The 19,678-nt window shown below is 48.7% G+C and carries 13 protein-coding genes; 11 read left to right on the top strand and 2 right to left on the bottom strand.

Features of this window, described 5'->3' with window-relative positions:
* The first annotated feature begins 70 nt into the window (after positions 1-70).
* The 4 genes from AC27N8_RS16895 (at position 71) to AC27N8_RS16880 (ending at position 7,513) form a co-directional block, all read left to right on the top strand.
* Positions 71-2,413 (top strand): MMPL family transporter, encoded by a 2,343-nt coding sequence (locus AC27N8_RS16895; RefSeq protein WP_487068563.1) that lies wholly within the window; start codon positions 71-73, stop codon positions 2,411-2,413.
* On the top strand, positions 2,410-3,525 hold the full coding sequence (locus AC27N8_RS16890; RefSeq protein WP_487068562.1) for a lipocalin family protein: 1,116 nt from the start codon (positions 2,410-2,412) through the stop codon (positions 3,523-3,525). The genes AC27N8_RS16895 and AC27N8_RS16890 overlap by 4 nt, the downstream gene beginning before the upstream one ends.
* 458 nt (positions 3,526-3,983) lie before the next feature.
* The gene (locus tag AC27N8_RS16885) at positions 3,984-6,713 is read left to right on the top strand and encodes a sensor histidine kinase (RefSeq protein ID WP_487068561.1); all 2,730 of its coding nucleotides are present in this window, start codon (positions 3,984-3,986) and stop codon (positions 6,711-6,713) included.
* Between the two features lie 80 nt (positions 6,714-6,793).
* Positions 6,794-7,513 carry a response regulator gene (locus AC27N8_RS16880; protein WP_487068560.1) on the top strand — a complete coding sequence of 240 codons (720 nt, stop codon included), beginning with the start codon at positions 6,794-6,796 and terminating at the stop codon, positions 7,511-7,513.
* 496 nt (positions 7,514-8,009) lie between these two features.
* Here the strand turns inward: AC27N8_RS16880 and AC27N8_RS16875 are convergent, their stop codons facing one another.
* Complete coding sequence (locus AC27N8_RS16875; RefSeq protein ID WP_487068559.1) at positions 8,010-8,165, bottom strand: hypothetical protein; 156 nt, start codon at positions 8,163-8,165, stop codon at positions 8,010-8,012.
* 129 nt (positions 8,166-8,294) lie between these two features.
* On the opposite strand from AC27N8_RS16875, the gene AC27N8_RS16870 reads away from it, so the two are divergent.
* From AC27N8_RS16870 to AC27N8_RS16840, 7 genes are all read left to right on the top strand, one after another.
* Positions 8,295-9,698: a DUF4388 domain-containing protein gene (locus tag AC27N8_RS16870; protein ID WP_487068558.1), complete on the top strand. Its 1,404-nt coding sequence runs from the start codon at positions 8,295-8,297 to the stop codon at positions 9,696-9,698.
* Complete coding sequence (locus tag AC27N8_RS16865; protein ID WP_487068557.1) at positions 9,698-10,129, top strand: response regulator; 432 nt, start codon at positions 9,698-9,700, stop codon at positions 10,127-10,129. The genes AC27N8_RS16870 and AC27N8_RS16865 overlap by 1 nt, the downstream gene beginning before the upstream one ends.
* Before the next feature lie 111 nt (positions 10,130-10,240).
* A complete protein-coding gene (locus tag AC27N8_RS16860) occupies positions 10,241-10,606 on the top strand; it encodes a response regulator transcription factor (protein WP_487068556.1) in 366 nt (121 codons plus the stop codon).
* Between the two features lie 89 nt (positions 10,607-10,695).
* Entirely contained in the window at positions 10,696-11,298 is a 603-nt protein-coding gene (locus AC27N8_RS16855) for a chemotaxis protein CheW (protein ID WP_487068555.1), read from the top strand.
* A 76-nt stretch (positions 11,299-11,374) separates the two neighbouring features.
* A complete protein-coding gene (locus AC27N8_RS16850; RefSeq protein ID WP_487068554.1) occupies positions 11,375-13,546 on the top strand; it encodes a methyl-accepting chemotaxis protein in 2,172 nt (723 codons plus the stop codon).
* 162 nt (positions 13,547-13,708) lie between these two features.
* Entirely contained in the window at positions 13,709-18,214 is a 4,506-nt protein-coding gene (locus AC27N8_RS16845; protein ID WP_487068553.1) for an Hpt domain-containing protein, read from the top strand.
* A gap of 24 nt (positions 18,215-18,238) precedes the next feature.
* Complete coding sequence (locus AC27N8_RS16840; RefSeq protein ID WP_487068552.1) at positions 18,239-18,475, top strand: hypothetical protein; 237 nt, start codon at positions 18,239-18,241, stop codon at positions 18,473-18,475.
* A 3-nt stretch (positions 18,476-18,478) separates the two neighbouring features.
* Here AC27N8_RS16840 and leuB read toward each other — a convergent pair whose 3' ends face one another.
* Positions 18,479-19,606, bottom strand: coding sequence for a 3-isopropylmalate dehydrogenase (leuB, locus tag AC27N8_RS16835; protein ID WP_487068551.1), 1,128 nt, complete (start codon positions 19,604-19,606; stop codon positions 18,479-18,481).
* Positions 19,607-19,678 lie beyond the last annotated feature (72 nt).

Raw genomic sequence — 19,678 nt, 5'->3', positions numbered from 1 at the left:
CGAGCAAGTTCGTCATAGTTTGGAGCGGGCAGAGTTTGTTTCCTGTTACGCTATTCTAGAGAGGTTACTTATGTTCTACCGTCTAGGCAAATTTGCCACCCGCCATCGCTGGTTGATCGTGGGCATATGGATACTTGCCATGGTGATTGCTCTCCCATTTGCGCCGCGAGCGAGTCAAGTATTACAATCAGGTGGATTTGCCAGCCCCGATGCAGAATCACAGAAAGCCATCGATCTGCTGACACAGAAACTCCATGTGAGTGAAACTATTGTGCAGGTGATCTTTACAAGTGATCGCTACTCCGTGAATGATCCTCAATTTATCCAACAATCGCAGCAAGCTCTGGCTAACGTGCGCAGCTGGTCTCAGGTGGCGCAAGTGACCACATTCATAGATAATCCCCGCCAGGTATCACAAGATTATCATGCTGCGTATGTTGATATACAGATGAAGACTGATCCCAATGATGCCGCAAGCCTGCTCCCTGAGCTGGAAAGACGCTTGCAGAAAGTTCCTGATCTGAAGAGTCAGGTAGGTGGGGGACCAGTTTTCTATGAAGATATTCAGACGGTGAGCGAAAATGATTTGAGACGCGCCGAACTGCTTGCCTTCCCCTTTGCAATCATTGCCTTGTTGCTTGTTTTTCGTTCAGTCGTGGCCGCTATATTGCCCGCTTTAGTAGGTGGTTTCGCTGTCGTAGTGTCACTGGCGTTGATCTTTGGCCTGGGACATCTGACCCCTCTTTCTATTTTTGTCCTTAATATCACGACCCTGTTTGGTCTTGGCCTGGGAGTAGATTATTCTCTCTTTATGGTGAGTCGTTTCCGTGAGGAGATTCATCATGGACGCAATGTTGAGGAGGCTATCGCGGTGACAGTTGCCACGGCCGGACGTGCCGTGGCTTGCTCGGGCTTAACCGTCGCTATTGGTCTGTTTGGTCTGACCTTTTTTCACATTAATATGCTGCATTCAGTGGGCCTGGGCGGAATTATCGTTGTGATCTTAGCTGTGACGGCAGCGCTTACCTTGCTTCCTGCCATGCTCTCTCTACTTGGATTGCGCGTGAATGCTTTCCCGGTTCGCTTCCCACGTCTGGGAAGACGCTCTGCTCCTCTTGTCACCTCTCCTGAAGCCGCAGGTAATATTGATCCGCATCAAGGCTTCTGGTACCGACTCTCGCAGTTTGTGATGCGTTATCCATTGCGCGTATTTTTCCCTGTCCTGCTCTTATTGATTAGCTTTGGCTTGCCTTTTCTCAGTGTGCGTTTCTCCGCACCCGATGCCTCGATCTTACCCTCTTCCGTACCATCGCGAGCCGCATATAATCTATTAGTGCAACGCTTTAACCAGCAGGAGACTACTCCAATTCTCATGGCTGTACAGACGCAGGGGAACGTGCTTACTCCCACCAACATTGAGAACCTCTATTACTATGTCAAGCGAATTGAGGCCGACCCTCGTGTTGGGCGTGTTGATAGTATTGTCAGTGCCGATCCTCGTTTTACTCTGGCGCAATATCAATATTTCTATGCTCAACCGCAAAACATCTCTGATCCTTATCTTGGACCTCTCGCGAAATCGACAGTGGTAGGAAACACCCTCTTTGTGCAGGTGATCAGCAAATATACCATGAACGATCCGCGTTCAGAAGCGTTGGTCGAGACCATTCGGAACACGCATCCCGGCAATGGTATCTCGGTATTGGTCGATGGTGGAACGGCAGCAGATATAGACTACGTCAGTTCTCTCTATACTGATTTTCCTCTGGCTATTTTAGTCATCTCGCTCACTACCTATGTCCTGCTCTTCCTGCTCTTCCGCTCAGTATTATTGCCATTGAAGGCGATTATCATGAACACCCTCTCTATTCTCGCCTGCTATGGTGCGCTCGTTCTGATTTTTCAGGAGGGCTTTTTGCATCAACTGCTGAACTTTGAGCCGCTTGGATATGTTGAAGCTTCGAGTCCTATTTTGCTGTTCTGTACTATCTTTGGCCTCTCTATGGACTATGAGGTCTTTCTGCTCTCCCGTATCCAGGAGGCTTTCTGGCAGACGGGGGATAATCGACGCGCTGTCGCGCTTGGTTTACAGCGCAGTGGCGGTATTATTACCAGCGCGGCTGTGATCGTTATCGTCGTGAGCATTTGTTTTGCAACCGCGGATATGATCCTGGTAAAGGCTGTCGGCGTTGGTATGGCTCTGGCTGTTCTGATCGATGCTACCCTGGTGCGCGGACTGCTGGTCCCAGCCACGATGCGTCTCCTGGGGCCGTGGAATTGGTGGCTCCCATTTTATGGGATACAACGTCGTCCACCTGCTCTGGCTGAATATAGCGAAGAGGTAGCGGTGAATGATCCATCGATGGTATTGTCTGCTGGTGAAGCCGGTACGCAGAGAGGTGATAAAAAATGAGTGTATGGTTACGCAAGAGATCCTTGTTAGTAAGCGCCTCCCTCTTTTTGGCAGTTGTCCTTTCATCATGTGCTTTTCCAGGGCTAGCTACTACAGCGGCGACGTTGCCACAAGTGCGTCATACAGACGAGCAGCCAGCTTTGCCGGCCGTTCGTTTTCCGCAAGATGAAGGAGCGCATCCCAATCTGACCGAGTGGTGGTATTACACTGGTCATATGCAGGCGGTAGATGCGACAGGTAAGCAGCATACCTATGGTTTTGAGTTCGTCGTTTTTCAAGTTTCGCGGAGTGATCTGCCGCTGGTCTATCCTGCACATTTTGCCATTACAGACGTTACACGTGGTGAGTTTCATTATGATCAACGTATTGTAACGCAATATAGTGGCAAAGCCCCTGATGGGCAATCCACCCAGGGCATTGATGAGCATGTTGGAGATTGGTCTATCCAGGGATTAAATGGTAAAGACCATCTGATCGCTTCCATGAACAGCTACGCGCTCAATGTCAACCTGAATAGCTTAAAGGCGCCTTCTTTGCACAACGGAAATGGGCTGATTACCTATGGATTGGGAGGCTATTCGTATTACTATTCACGGACGCGGATGGCGCTGGATGGAACATTGGTAGATCACAATCAGAGCTTAAAGGTAACTGGCACTGTCTGGATGGATCATCAATGGGGGAATTTTCTCACGCTTGGGGGGAGTGGTTGGAACTGGTACAGTCTGCAACTGAACAATAATACTGAGATCATGCTCTACTCTATTCGTGATGCTTCCGGAAAGGTCATCTCAACATATGCAGATTATATTGAAGCTGATGGAAAGAGCATAGTTTTTCCTGCCAATGCTCTCCATACGACTGTACTGTCGCAATGGACAAGCCCCACTACGGGCATTACCTATCCATCCGGCTGGCGCTTGCAAATTGATGATCCTCATCTTAAGACGACACTGACTATCCAGCCTGTGCTTAAAAATCAAGAATTGGATACCAGGAATTCTACAGGAAACATCTATTGGGAAGGTGCTGTCAGTATCGATGGAAATGGCAATGGTCGGCCGCTAACTGGCCAGGGATATGTGGAACTGACTGGATATGCGCAGAAGTAGTGCCTGGCAACTGTAGCTTCTGTAATCATATATAAAATCTGCATTAAAATAAACGTGCAAGCAATGTAGTGCTCAATCTCCTGACAGCAGAGCGTCGCGGAGCCTGTGGAGGGGGTTGAGTGCTCTTGTTTGATACGGATTTAAGGGGATTGAGTAGAGAGTGGAGAGTTGAGGCATTGACCGCTACCGGTAGAGGTGTGGTATACTTGGTGGCAATGACAAACAGGTATTTAGCAGGTAAATAGAGATTTGATGCCATAATTGGATTGTAATTGTTTGTCGTGTATAGAACTGTAACGACGTTTTTGTACTTGCTGATAGTAATCACTGCGTGCTTGAAGTTCCAAAATGGAAAAAATGTACCAGGGCACATCTGATCTCTATCCCATCTTCATAACCGAAACAATCTCATCTGCACCGATTAGTGGATGAATATGTCGTGAGATCTGGCGGAAGTAATGGACGCAAGAACACACACCTCTGCTCTTGAAGAGTCTACAATTATAGAGCGTATTGCACGGATTGTCTCCAGTGTACGTGGTACTAAACCTGATTATACGCGTTTAGCAGCGGAGTTAGAACCGGCTGTCCCTTTTGATATCTTTGGCATTGTGCTACTTCGTCATGATCGACAGGCAGTACGTGTCACTGTCTGTGAGCGCGAAAAAGATATCTGGGTGGCGCATCTGCACCAGCATCCACTCAACGACTCTATGTTGGAGCACGTGTTGCAACGACGATCTTTGCTCGTGCGCGATTATGCTGATGGCTTGGATGGTTCTCCTGCTATAAGTGGCTATGCGCTTAGTTCGTATCATCAATTGCGCTCAACCTTGATTGCTCCTCTGATGGTCGAAAACCGTGTGCTTGGTACATTAGAGCTCGGCAGTACTGCTTTACACACTTATACCGATCGCAATCTGCAACGTCTGGTGGATGCTGTCGTGCGTGTTTTGTCCGCAGCGATAGAAAGCGTTCAGCTGGGAGGCAATGCGGCCATCCAGGATCGTCAAAGGCAGGCGCTCAAAGATGTTACGAATGCTCTGACTTCCAAAGTAGATCTTGCCACCGTTTTAGAACAGATCGTATCCGGTGTTTCTAAAGCCTTGAATGTCTCCTCTTTTATCGTGTTGCTGGATCGCTATGACTATCGTTTACGCCTGGAGACTCAATTTGGTCTGGAAAAAGATCTGCTTGAGCATATTTTGCAACGCGATAGTGGCCGGAGCGAAAAAAGTATTTTCTGGCAGACATTAAAACGTCGTCAGCCGCTTTTCTCTCAGGACATCGCCGCCGATGAACATTATCCCGATAGCCATAATTTGAGTAGTGAACTCGGACTACGTTCTCTTTATTGTTATCCTTTAATGACAGGGACGACCGCCTATGGCGCATTGGTTTTATGTTCGACGGAGACAGGGGGCTTTACGCCACTCAAAGCGGATATTCTGGCGCTCTTTGCCAATCAGGCAGCTGTCGCGATTCATAATGATATGCTAGTGACATCGGTCAATCAGCGCAGAAAGTTCCAGGCATCGATTGAACGACTTGATCGGGCACAGCAGGTTGTTACTGATCAGCTGTCACCTGACCAGGAGCACCTGGAATTTGAACTGTTCAAACAGGTGCGCGAGGAGACGCAACGTACTTTTGGCCTGAGTTTTAGTAGCCTGATGAATTGGATCAACGAGCATCTGCTCACGCAGAGTGAGCGTGAACTCGAGTCTATTCGCAATGCTATTCAGACGGAAAATTCACTCAGGTTTCCTATTGAGGTTGAGCATTTGACGGCTTCTCCTTTATTATTAAGGGACAAGATCCTGGATATCGGCGTTCAGACTGATCTGCACTCTGATGGAGAGACATCGTTTGGAGCTACTCAAGATGTGTTGGCTCAAACGGCGGCCTCTGCATTGACAACGGCTGCCATGCTGGGAGAGCTTGATCGTTTAATTACACACTTAAAGTTGTCGACCAACTGGGTGAAAGATGCCTGGTTTGTCGTGGATTTGAATGGTTATTGTTTGTATATGAATCCTGCTGCACGCCAGCTATGCGAACTGAGTCTGGAAGAACTATCGGCAGATTACTATCATCATCTGCTTGTTTCATCCCTGGCTCAAGGGCAGGCCGTTGGACCATCGATTGTCGAAGTCTTTGCCAAACTTCTTCCGCGTATGCGCAATGCGGATGATGTACGTCGCTATTTGCAGGATTTTACGCAGGATAGTATGTATCGACAGGAACTTCGCTGTGTGCTTGTGGACGAACAAGTGGCAAAGTATTATCACTATCAATCAGGCAGCGATGAAGTGGCTGTCAGCAGTGATGGTCTTAGCAGCGATCACCATCATCAATTCACGCGCTATCTGCTGTATACGCAGGCGGGACAACTCCAAGCCATAGCTTTGCAGGTGCAAGATGTGACAGAGCAGGTGCGCGATGAAAAAAATCGCTCTGCTCTTTTATCTGCATTTTCGCATGATTTACGGACTCCTCTCACGACGATTAAAGCGGCTGTGACGGGATTGCTGGAACCAGAGTTCCTTTGGTCGGATGATGATCGGCGGGATATGCTCGAAGATATCGATAGCGAAGCTGACCACTTGAATGTGCTGGTCAATGCGCTGATTGAGTTGTCTCGTATCGAGATGGGGGCCATGGAGGTGAAAAGGGAGTGGTGTGACATTTCCGAGATCTTTTATGGTGCGCTGCCAAAATTGAAACGGGCGCTGGCACATCGGCAACTGTTGCCAAAGATACAATCACCAATGCCTCTGGTTTATGTGGATCATGCACGTGTGGCTCAAGTAATCTTTAATCTGGTTGAAAATGCTTCGCGTCATAGTCCTGATGGTACGCAAATCGATCTGATGATTGATCTTATTTCTGATGAGAGTGAGTTGTTGCGTGTTCAAGTCATTGATCACGGTATCAAGGTTCTGGCGCACGAATGTGAACACATCTTTACATCTTTTCAGAAAGAACAATCTTATGGTAATGGGTTGGCGTTGGCAACTTGTAAAGGTATCATCGAGGCACACCAGGGTCATATCTGGGCTGAGGCGGTTGAAGGTGCAGGCTCACGCTTTACCTTTACATTACCAATTCATCCACAGAGTGTTGTCTCTCTGCCCGATAGACGACCGGCTGAACTTACAGGAAATGATGTGTCCGGTTCGATGTAATCTGGAAGTAATCAGTGGAGGTGGATGATGGTCAGGAGTCATTGTCGCAGGATCAGAATACCTGCATAGGAGGGATCGCTATGAGAGTGAAAGGGAAACGCGTGCTGGTTGTTGATGATGAACCGCCTATTCAACGTATTTTGAAACGCAATCTCACGGTTGGGGGTTATGAGGTTCTGGTCGCAGAGACTGGTGACCAGGCGGTTGAAATGGTGAAGTTGCACCAACCAGACCTTGTGCTGTTGGATATATGTTTACCTGGTGGCATCGATGGAGTAGAAGTGTGTGTGCAGGTGCGTCAATTTACCCAGACGCCGATCATTGTGCTCTCGGCAGTCTCCGAGGAGAAGTTGAAAATCAAGGCGCTGGATTTTGGCGCTGATGACTATTTAACGAAGCCATTTAGTAATGATGAATTGCAAGCACGTGTGCGTGCCTGTTTGCGTCGAGCGAGTACGCAAGATGCTGCCAGTGCGCGTGAGCCTGAGGTACTGACGAGTGAGGATGGCTATCTGTATATGGATGTGATCCGCCGGCAGGTACGCGCTGGTTCGTCTGAGGTACGCTTGACTCCGACCGAGTTTGAACTCTTGCGACAATTGATGCTATTTGCCGGTAAGGTGATGACCCATCGTACGCTGCTGCGTGCCGTTTGGGGGCCTGAATATGGCGAAGAAGCCGATTACTTACGAGTCTATGTCAGACAATTGAGACTCAAAGTGGAGGCGGAGCCTTCGCGACCGAAATATATTGTGACGGAGCCTGGAATAGGCTATGTCTTCCGTTCACAGGGCGAGTAGCAAAAAATTTAATGAGATTTTAATGCTATCTTATGGTTTTTTTGTAGCGGGCTTAAGCTTTTCGGCGTACACTCTTACCAAGGGCATTTTATAGCAGAGACGTTTTTATATATCACGTCAATACATTTTATCAATGCTTGTAGACATATCTAAAAATAGTCGTGAATAGGCGGGCACAAAATTGTGGGCATCACACTTTTTGTGCTACGACATCTCAATATAAGTTCTGGTATTATGAGACGATTCGTTGTATGATGTTGAGATGATTATGTTGATGGGTGGTTTACTTTTTATCCTACAGAAACCAATGGCTACTATGTGGTTGTGGGTGATGAAAATCACTGTGGTTCATCATGTCGCTGATGATCTGGTGTGGCTAGGTAGATGATGAGGTTGAGGTGTTTTTCACTGAGGTGGAGGTTGGGTGCAATGAGAAGAATGGCATCCATATTGTGCAATGACGAATCTTCCTATTTGTAGAAGAACGGATATTTTATCATGTGCTTTCTGCCTGCTGATTCGTCGTGTGCAAGATCCATCGTCGCTCAGAGTAGCGCGTGGAGGAGCTTGGATGGGCCTGGATATCTTCTATGCCATTCATAGGTGCCATGATAGCTAAGGACAGATGTTCTGGACAGAGTTCGTCAGACATGTGTTTCTTGCTTGCAAACAGGTGATGGAACATCAGGGATGAATTTTTGCATATACCTGTGAGAGACCGCTTGCATACTATGAATTAATTAATGCTGCAAGCTAGTCTGGTAAAGGAACGGGGAGAAGAATGGAGCAGCAAGACCGCATCATGGATGGAGACTTACAAACGCTAGGTCTTCAATCTATTTTAAAAATGCTTGCCCTGAGTGGAAAAACTGGAAAATTACTTGTCAATTCGGGACCAGAGACGCTGTCAATTAGCATGCGTAAAGGGCAAATCGTTGGGTTACATGAGCAAGGTATTTCACAACCTGATGTATTGGGGATGTTATGCTTATTGAACAAACTCGACCCTCCTCGTGCGCAGCATATTCGTGAGTTGGCCCGAGGTGATATGCAGGTGTCATTGGCTTTGCTCGTTGAGCGCGGTTGGATGAATGTAACTGAGATGCAACGTCGTCTTGAATTTCAAGTGACGCAATCTATCAGCCACGCGTTGCGCTGGGTCAATGGGCATTTTGCTTTTCACCGCCAGGTTATCCCCCTTGAAACGAAGATGCAGCCATTGGATGTCGATTCGGTTTTGCTCGAAGCATTGCGACAGGCCGATGAATGGGAAGAGATCATGGCTGAGGGGGCGAATCATCTGACGCGTACGATGGTTGCAAGGTGGCAACCAGAGGTCAGCAATGATGTACGCAATTTGGGGTTGAACCAGGAAGGTATCGAGGTTCTTTGCCTGGCGAATGGAGAATTGACGCTGCAAGCGGTGGCTTTGGCCTTAATGATGCCGGAGGCCCGTGTAGCACGCATCATGGTTCGTTTGCTAGAATTAAATCTCATCGAGGTTGTCGATACCGCTTTAGAGACCGAATTGCAAAGCGATCTCTCCAATATCATTATCAAGTGTCAATATTTGCTGGCGCAACATCGTCAGCCTTCAAATCCGGAGCAACACCTGCTGGGCTTGATTAATACTTTGTCGGAATGTATCAACGGTTTGTTGGTTCACCATGGTTCGTATGCACGCAGCCTGCGTGGGCGCGGAAAAATCCCTTCTATGGAGATCGCTCGTTATCTTGAGCGCCGCTTTATTCCCCAGCTACAAGCGTTAGCGCAACATCAATTTCCCATTTTAGAGACAACATCATTTCACTACGGCCAACTTGATTGTAATGATATACTCACGCTAAATAAAGTTGTCAAAGGCGAGCAACTGGAAGAGTTTTATTGGGATGCTGTACAGGGCCTGGTCGCGTTTTTGCGTATGGTCTTCACTGAATTATTACGGGATGAAGTGGGCAACTCACATATCGGGCGGCAGTTAAATGTGGCATGGAGAATTTTCCTCTCTGAAATTGATCATGAGGTCCAACAATACCAGATTTATCGAGCTCACAGAACGACTCAGATGTCTCGAGGTCGAGAAAACATTCAACCCTCATCGCTTGGAATAGTACAAAATTGGCAAAATCCCTCAGAAAATAATGGGGATATGTGGTCGCCTGATACACGAAGGAGGTCAATCTGATGGCTGAACCAGTTGTGCTGGTCGTAGATGATAGTCCTACTGTGCGCAAAATTGTGCAAATGACATTACAAAGAGAACATATTAAAGTCGTCACTGTGGGTGATGGGCTGAGCGCCTTGACCTCTGTGGCTGATGAAATGCCCGCTCTTATTTTACTTGATATCCAACTTCCACGTATGGATGGGTACCAAATTTGCCAGATAATACGCAAACACTTGCAGTTTCGGCAAATTCCCATTATTATGCTGAGTGGGAAGGATGGCTTGTTTGACAAGATGAGAGGCCGTTTAGCAGGATCTACCGAGTATTTGACAAAACCATTTGACTCCGTAGAACTTGTTCAAACAGTCAAGAAACATCTCGCCAACTGGCAGGAACGCGCCCCCATCCAACAGGAAGGGACTCGTCCTCGCTTACGCTATCGTGGCTAATCTCTGGCAACAATACATACCTATGATGCTCAACATCCTGGGTAGGGTGGTTTGAAGGGTAAGCCAAAAGTCCCGTTACTTGGTTGGCTTGTTAGGAAAGGTTATAATTGGATGCCTGGGCAAAAAATACTTGTTGTGGATGACAGCTGGACTGAATTGACGATGATTGTCACACCGTTGCGCAATAGCGGTTTCGATGTAGTGACAGCCGTCGACGGTGACGAAGCTGTCGAAAAAGTTTTCAAAGAACATCCACAGTGTATCGTTCTTGATGTTGTGTTGCCAAAGCAAAATGGTTTTCAGGTATGTCGTAAACTGAAAAACTCAGAAATGAGTCGACATATTCCGATCATTTTGTTAACGTCGAAAAATACCCCATTAGACAAAACCTGGGGGATGCGACAAGGGGCTGATCTCTATATTACGAAGCCTTTTAATAGTGATGAGTTAGTAGCGAGCGTGCGACGCCTGGTTTAAGGGTCGTACCGGCAGGATCGTCTTTATCCTGTTGAGGTGTCCTTGAGTGATGCTCCTCGCTTCTTGTGCCCTATAGGGAGTAAGTTTTTGTGTCCAGTGAAGATCAGAAAAAACGTGATGCTCTTGCTGCCATTCAGCAATTAATTTCTCATTCCCCATCGGTTGCAGCGTTGCAGTTGCAACTTGCTCAGGGGCAGTTTGGAGTTGGGTCTTCTAATGGAGAAACACCTCTACCTATCGCGAATGGAGAACAGTACCTCGTGTTCTCCTTAGCTGATCGTGAACTCGCGGTCAAAGCTGAGTTGGTACAGGGCGTCGAGCGTCTGGTTGAGTTAACGGCGGTTCCCAATGTTGCTTCATGGGTACAGGGCGTCATGAATTTGCGCGGCTCGATTGTTTCAGTCGTAGATGCACGTATGTTCTTAGACCTGGATCAGATGCCTTATACTCAACGTACACGTTTGTTGTCTTTGCAGAGTAACGACATGGTCATCTGTCTGGCTGTGGATGGTGTGAGCGAGATGTTGTCGATTTCCGCTACGGCGATCAATGGAAATGTGCGTCAGGCTACTATTCCATCATGGGCGGCCCCATATGCTACCGGAAGCGCAACAATATCTAACCGTGCGATTATAATCCTGGATGTGGCCCGTCTTCTCTTCTCCGAAAAAATGCAGCGCTATGAGGCCTAATGATAATAGTGCGGCGGCCTATTGTATGGTCACCTAAATTGAGATAGATATATTTTTATCAATGGAGGTCTGGCGGATGAATCCTGATCAAAATAAAAGTGGCTCGGCGCTGAATGGCCCATTTACTCTTGGGCTGATTCTCAGCTTAGTTGTTCCTGTAGTTCTTTTTATAGTTCTTGCTTTTATAGTTATTAGTGGTAGTGCTGGTGTTTCAATACCTGTTCTTGCTTTTCTTTTTTCTGCTATTTCTGCTATTGCCATCATTGCTGCAAACTTATATGTGCAGCGGAAAGTAAAAAATTGTCTACTGGGATTGGCTGAGGTGTGCCGCGATTTCGCGAATGGAGATCGTTCGGTGCGTGCAGTTGTCTCTGACGATCGAGAGTTGTTCCAACTGTCGAGCGCCTTAAATTCTATTTTGGACAATCAGAGCTCTTCTCCGAGTGTTGCTATGGGCGCAGCTGGTAACGATGCAGCAGCCCTGCAAGCGCAGATCGAGAAACTCTTGCAAGAAGTTAGCGCGGTTGGTGATGGCGATCTCCGCGTGCAGGCTGAAGTTACACCTGATACGCTGGGAGTTCTGGCTGACTCGTTCAACTATATGATTGAAGAGTTGGCAAAGGTCGTTGGTCGTGTACAATCAACGGCTGTGCAGGTCACAAACGCGACGCGTCGTATTCTCGACCGTTCTGCTGAACTGGCTCAGGCAACTGAGACACAGGTGAAACAGATTGCGCAGACCACTGAGGCTGTAGAGGCACTGGCTATTTTCATTCAAAACGTGGCTCGTAACGCTCAGTTGGCTGTGGATGTGGCTCAAGAAGCTCTTCGTAGTGCAAACAATGGTCAACAAGCTGTGCGTCAAACGATTGAGGGTATGATGCTCATTCGTGAGAACGTACAAGAGACCTCTAAGAAAATCAAACGCCTCGGTGAGCGCTCCAATGAAATTGGTGAAATCGTACGTATTATTGAGGATATTGCTGATCAAACAAACTTGCTGGCTTTGAACGCTGCTATTCAGTCTGCGATGGCTGGTGAGCATGGTCGAGGATTTGCAGTAGTTGCTGACGAAATCCGGCTTTTGGCAGAGCGATCTACTGAATCGACGAAACGTATTGCAACGCTGGTCAAGAGTATTCAGGGTGATACATACGAAGCTGTTGTGGCTATGGAAGATAGCACCCAGGAAGTGGTCAAAGGATCACAACTGGCCGATGACGCTGGTCGTTCACTGAACTCCATTTATAGCGCAGTAGAACGTCAGGCTCAAATGATTGAAAACATTGCCCGTGCTGCTAACGAGCAGACAACCGTATCTGAGGCAGTCACAGTGGCGATGGGTCGCATCTCTGAAATCACCCGACAGACAGACGCTGGTACTCAGGAAGCAGCCGTAAGTGTAAGCTATCTCGCCGAACTTTCGGAGCAATTGCGTGCTTCTGTATCAACTTTCCGCTTGCCAGATCGTACAAATGATATGCTTGGTTCGTTCTCTAATATGGCTTCTATGAATGATATATCGGACAAAGGTGATGCGGGCTTTGGAGGACAGTTGGGTTCTAGCTCTGATACTGGCAATTGGGGACAAAGTTTCTCGGGGAACTTTCCTCCGCTGCCTGAGCCTGGAAATACTGGTTCGCTGGTCTCCCTGGGCTCACGCTCGAATCAATTCTCACTTGGCAATCAGCAAGATTTTAGCAATCCTCCATTATTGCCTGCCGGTGGACAATCGCCATTTGGTGGCCAGGGAGGCTTCGGCGACAACGGTAATAATCAAGGATTTTTCGGCAATCAAATGGACTTTGGTGATTTAGGGAATTTTGATAGCCAGCAGCCGAGTTTCAATCCAGGCCAGGGCTTTGGACAGGGACAGGATTTCAATCCAGGGCAAGGCTTTAATCCGGGTCAGGGTTTCGGGCAAGGGCAGGATTTTAATCCAGGTCAGAGCTTTGGGCAGGGACAGGATTTCAATCCGGGACAAGGTTTTAATCCGGGGCCGAGCTTCAATCCTGGCCAGGGTTTCAACCAGGGGCAGGACTTTAATTCTGGTCTTGGCGCACCACAATTTAATCCCAATGCTAATTACAACAACGGTTCTGTACCGCCTTTCTATCAGCCATCAAATTCTGGACAGGGCCAGCAAATACCAAATTCGGGATTGCTTCCTACCCCATATCAACAGCAGAAACCGGCTCAGAATGGGAATCCGCGTCCACGTTGGCAGAGTGGTGAACAAAATCAATAATTGTTCATATAGGCAAAATATTGCTTTTAAGTACTCACGTACTTTTGAGCATATTTTGTCTATAAAAGTACGATGTTACTGTTCTCTTCTGTTGCTCTTTCTGGCTTGCCAGGGAAGAGAAGAGAATAGTAACATCAGAATAGTTAAGTGAGTACGCGCAACATGTCGAACACATTTGATAAACTATCCGTCCTTGACTCGTTTATCGAAGAGGTGAATAGCTATTTGCCAGAAATCGAGACGAACCTCGAGCGACTGGCGCAGTCACCTGGCGACATGGATGCCCTCGAAGAGACTTACCGCCGCACTCACACCATTGGCGGTTCCGCTTCCATGATGGACTTTCCAGGCCTGGCTCATGTAGCTCATGGTATGGAAGACATCCTGGGTGATGCCTTGGACGGTTTGATGACGCTGGATGATCCAACACGGGGTCTGTTACAGCGCTCGTTGGGTCGTTTGCGTCAACTCCTGGAGGGTATTCGCGGTGGTATTGATGAGGAAGCAGTGATTGCGGAGGATGATGCCGACTATGCTGGCTATCGTGCTCTTATCGAGAATGCTTCAGCTCCTGCTGCGCCAAGTGTCGCAGATGTTCATGCCACCAATTCAAACCAGGCACAAGCTGTGTCCTCACCTTTTCAGTCTGCGTCATCATTTGATATGCCGACAACGAGTGCTCCTATGGCGTCCTCGATGCCGTCCTTTGACGAAGTGCTTGCATCTTTCCGCACGCAACCAACCGCACCTGGTGAAGATATCGGTTGGCCTGAGGAACCTGCACTGGGCACCCGTTTTGACAATACGTCCTCGATGTCTGCTATACCGGCAATGCCGTCTCCCATGGAGATACCTGAACCCGAGCCTGCCTGGCCGACACTTCCTATCCAGGATACACCCACCAGTGCTTTCGAGGCGTTGATGGCTTCGACACGGCGACCATCTGAGCAGTTGCCAACGCAGCCTGAGGTAAATCCTGCGCCTTTGAATTATTCCAATTATGAATACGAAAGTGTTGAGCAACCACCTATGCCAGCACCGACAACGTATTCTCCGTCATATAATTGGAATGCAGGCGATGAGCAGCAATATTCTGCTCAGATGCCAGCACTGGTCCCATCTGAGAAACAAGAGGTTGTGCTCCCGCAGGCACACGAAGATATACAGCGGGAAGTGCAAGCCCTGGAGACACAATCCTCATCGTTAAAGAATGTAACTGTGCAATTGCGCGATGCTTTGACGGTGATCGAGGCGCAGAGGAGCGAATTCAAGGGCTTCTTAAATGGTTCAAAAGATGCTCTTGATCGTATGGAGGAGTGGGCTGGCAAAGCTATGGGCTTAAACTTGCGTAATAGCCCTGAGCAAGTGCGCCGCTATCTACCGCTGTCCGTGATGTGGGTCTCGAATACAAAGCTGAAGAAGGTCTTTGATCTTCTCCAAAAGATCACGAATGGCGTCGATCTGACCGATGAGCAGCTTAGCGTGACCCTTGAACAGCTTCAAGCATCTCTTCAGTCTTATGGTGCAGCCTTTGAACAGTATCAGCAGAGCAACACACAGGGATCACGTCAGGAGAATGGCTGGAGTCCCTGGAATGTTCACGTTGATCAGGATGCAAATGCGTTACGTGAACGTGTGACGTTCGAACGTCAGGGTGATCCAGGCGCACTGCGCGCCGAAATTGAGGCACAGGTACGGCGGGAATATGAAGCTCAGTTGGATAACGCAGCTCGTGAAAGAGCTGAGTTAGAACGGCAGATTCGCGATGAGGTGCGTCAAGAATTTGCTGAGCGACAACTGATGCAAGAGCGTGCGTATAGCTCTGATCGTTTGGATTCGGATGGCATGAAAGCTCTTGAGTCTCGGTTGCGTAGTGATATTGAGATCCAGGTACGGCAAGAATTTCTCAATCAGCTTTCCAATACAAGTGATGATCCGGCATCGCCGATGTTGCCGCCGTCTCCAAATGGCATAACGCATGATGGAAATGGCTATGTCTTTGGCACATCTGGATTATCTACGACTGTTCCGTCATCAAATGTTACGCCGACGCGGCCTGAGGCGGCTAATTCTTACGCGCCGACGCCTCCTATATCTATGCCTGTGACCGAGGCCACGGGAAAATCGACGACAGCATCTTCGTTCAGTAGCAATGATTTCGGTGAAGAGGCGGCCGAGATTTTCCGCTTAGAAGCTGAAGAACATCTTCAGTCCATTGGAATGTACGTCGCGGCGCTTGAGAAAAATCCCACCAACCGGGAATTGATTCAGGGTATTCGCCGCGCGACCCATACGCTCAAGGGCGCTGCCGGCATGATGGGTTTTAAGACAATTGCGGATTTGAGTCACGTTTCTGAAGACCTCCTTGATCTAATCATGGAAGGAACGATGTCCATTTCCCCGACTGTCGTGAGCTTGATCCTTGATACTGCGGAGGCATTAGAGCTTCTGATCACTGGTAACGATACAGCTATTGCCGATACAAAGGTTCGCGCATTGCATAAACGCTATGTGGCCTTGCTCGGCGAACGTAGCTCTTCTAATCAGATGATTGAAGAAGATCTGGATGACGATGATCATCCGGCGGACATGACTCAGTCCAGTGTGGTCGAAGGTGCTCCCGCTTCTGATGGGCCGACACCGCGTACACGTGGGGATTTGAGTGTGCGTGTACGCCTGCTCAAACTTGACGAACTGGTCAATCTCTTCGGTGAGATGCTGGTCAATCGTAGCGTGCTTGAAGAGCGTATCCAACGGCTCGTGCGTCTGGTTTCAGATGTGGCCGTGAGTAGTAATCGTCTTGCTGACGTGGGTCAGAAACTGGATAGCCGTTTTGAAGCGGCAACGCTTCCGAGTGGTCGCTCGGTGCAGGTTATGCCTGGTGAAGGTGATCAGAGTACGGCTCGTGGCGGAACTGGTATCCTGGGATCAAACGTGACATTAGGTCTACCGTCTCCAAAGGGAGCGGAGAGTTCACCAAATCAGGCTGCTCCAATTCCTTCGCATTTTTCAGATTTTGATGAATTGGAGTTGGACCGCTATACCGAGTTCCACCAATTAGCTCGTGGTTTGAGCGAGGGTATCTCGGACATGGCAACGCTGAGTACTGAGATGGATACGATTATTCGTGAATGTGAAGGTGTGTTTGCGCGAGAGAATCGCCTCAATACGACCTTCCAGGATCGCTTGATGAAAGTTCGTCTGGTGCCCCTCTCAACGATGGCCCCTCGTCTTTATCGCGCTGCCCGCGCTGTAGGTCTCAAGCAAGGCAAAGAGATCGATTTTGTGCTTGAGGGTGAGACGACCGAAGTTGATCGTACCGTGTTTGAAGAAGTAGCGGGTCCGTTGCTCCATCTGGTACGTAACGCAGTGAACCATGCCATTGAGCGACCAGATATTCGTGTTCAGCGTGGCAAGCCGCCGGCTGGACAGATCAAGCTCTCAGCTGCGTATGAAGGTAATCAGATTATGATTACAGTGCGCGACGATGGTAGTGGTATTGATCGCGAACAGGTTCGCAATACGGCTATCGCGCGTGGACTCATCCGAGCTGATCAACAGATCGGTGAAGATGATGTTGTGTCTCTGATCTTCCAGCCTGGTTTCTCTACCGCTGAGGTATTGAGTGAAGAGAGTGGACGTGGTGTCGGTCTGGATGTGGTACGCGATAGCGTCTCACGTTTGAGAGGGACACTTGTGGTTGAGACTGCACCCGGGCTCGGAACCGCCTTTACTATGACCTTCCCCACCAGCCTGGCCATCCAGAGCGCGATGATGGTACGTGTCGGTGGTCAACAGTTTGCAATTCCTACAGTCCATGTTGAGTCGATTGGGCGCTTGGATAACTTTAAGCGTACAAATTCGGGCGGACAGCCTGCGGTGGTCGTTCGTAACGATCTCTATCCGTTACATATGCTCTCGCAGTATCTCTCCTTACCGACGAATCTGAATATCGACGATAAGGCACAGATGCTACTCGTCCACGTTGGTGGTCGTCGTGTAGCTTTGGCCGTTGATGAGATTCGGGGCAAGTTTGATATCGTGATGAAAAATTTGGGACCTCACTTGCGTGAAGTTCACGGTATCGCCGGCGGTACCGTCCTTGGTAATGGACATGTTGTACTGGTGTTAGAGCTGAACTCCCTGCTGGCGTCCAAGCTTAATATGGTGCTGCCAAGACGTGAAGGCATGCCTTCGACTGGTCAGGTGAAGCAGCATATTGATGTTTCAAGTAAGCAATCAGGACTTCCTGCATTGCCGACGGCAGCTGCGGCTCCCACTCCTGAACGTGGTAAGCATATCCTGGTTGTCGACGACAGCCCAAGTGTGCGACGTGTGGTCAGTAACATGCTGAAGCAGCATGGATGGACTGTACAAATGGCTCGCGATGGCGTCGAGGCGCTTGAGATGATCTCTCTCGAAACCCCGGCGGCGGTTCTGCTGGATATCGAGATGCCACGTATGGATGGTTATGAGTTGATATCGACGGTTCGTGCGCAAGAACAATATCGGACTCTCCCGCTCGTGGTCCTGACTTCTCGCGCGGCTGCGAAGCATCAGCAACGTGCGATGTCTCTTGGAGCAAGTGCCTATGTAGTGAAGCCATACCAGGATGAGGAATTGATCAGTACAATTAATTCTCTTGTTTATGGAGCTGTGGTTCGTTAATAATTGATAGTGCAGGTGGATCTAATGGGTGTTGAGCGTTCCGTAACACGTTGGTATATCCAACGGCAAACAGTCTTATATGAAATCACTGCACTGGAGACTAAAGTGGCTCAGCTTCAACATCATGACGATGTTGAAGCTGAGCCAGTCTCTTCTGAGGATAAGCCAGTAGTAAGCCTGGCTGAACTCCTGCAACAATTGGAGTTGAGTCGAGAAAAGCTGAAAACTCTTGGCCCATGCCCTAAACCGATGATGGGTTGATTGTCAGGCTTGATGCACCAGTGCTGCTGCGATTTTTTGCCCCATCTCCTGCGTATTGATAAACTTTGTTCCCTCTTCTGCAAGCAGATCTTCGGTACGATATCCTTCCTGAATAATCTGTGCCACGGCTGACTCGATTGCAGTTGCCTCATCCTTTAAACCCAATGAGTACTGGAGCAACATAGCTGCTGATAGAATGGCTGCTATGGGATTAGCTTTCCCCTGTCCTGCTATATCTGGAGCAGAGCCGTGAATAGGCTCGTAGAGTCCCAGACGTCCATGCGCTGTTTGGGTAGTACCTAAACTTGCGGAAGGAAGCATGCCCATTGAACCTGCGAGTACCGAAGCTTCGTCCGTGAGGATATCGCCGAATAGATTTTCTGTGACAATGACGTCGAAGTGCGTTGGGCGGCGAATTAAATGCATGGCGCAGGCATCTACCAGCAAATGCTCAAACGTAACATCTGGATAATCCTTGGCGACACGTTCAGCTACCTGTCGCCACAGAACCGAGGAGCTTAAAACGTTGGCTTTGTCCACAGAGGTGACTTTTTTCTTGCGATCCTGTGCCGCCTCGAAGGCAATGCGTAAGATACGCTCGATTTCTGCTTCGGTATAGAGTAGCGTATCGATTGCCTCCGTCCCATGTTCTGTCTGGCGGATCTCGCTCGGCTTCCCCGGAACTGGTGGCTCCAGATGGCCATAGTAGAGGCCGCCAGTTAACTCCCGCACGACCAGAAGATCGGTGCCTCGGACTAAATCCGTCTTGATGGGTGAGGCGTTGAGCAAACTATCTAATGGCTTGACCGGGCGTAGGTTGGCAAAGAATTGTAGACCCTTGCGCAATTTGAAGAGGGCTTCTTCCGGTTTCACTTTGCTGCGACCTGTGTAGCTGGGAAGACCACCAACAGCTCCAAAGAGAATAGCGTCGCTGCGCTGGCAGATCTCAAATGACTCATCAGAGAGAGCCTGGCCCTCAGCTTCAATGGCAGCCACTCCAACGAGCCTCCTCTGATAAGTGAATGTATGCCCATAACGTTGAGCGATTGCATCCAATACATGGATGGCCTGTTCGGTAACTTCAGGACCAATTCCATCTCCTGGTAGAACCGCAATTGTATAGTTTCCCATAATAATCCATCTTTCTTTGATGTGTATCCTCACCTTTTCCTGTGAGACATCTGCATTTTGCTAACTTGAAGG

This window comes from Dictyobacter sp. Z7_2, from assembly GCF_057551105.1.
This window is presented reverse-complemented; position numbering and strand designations above follow the sequence as displayed.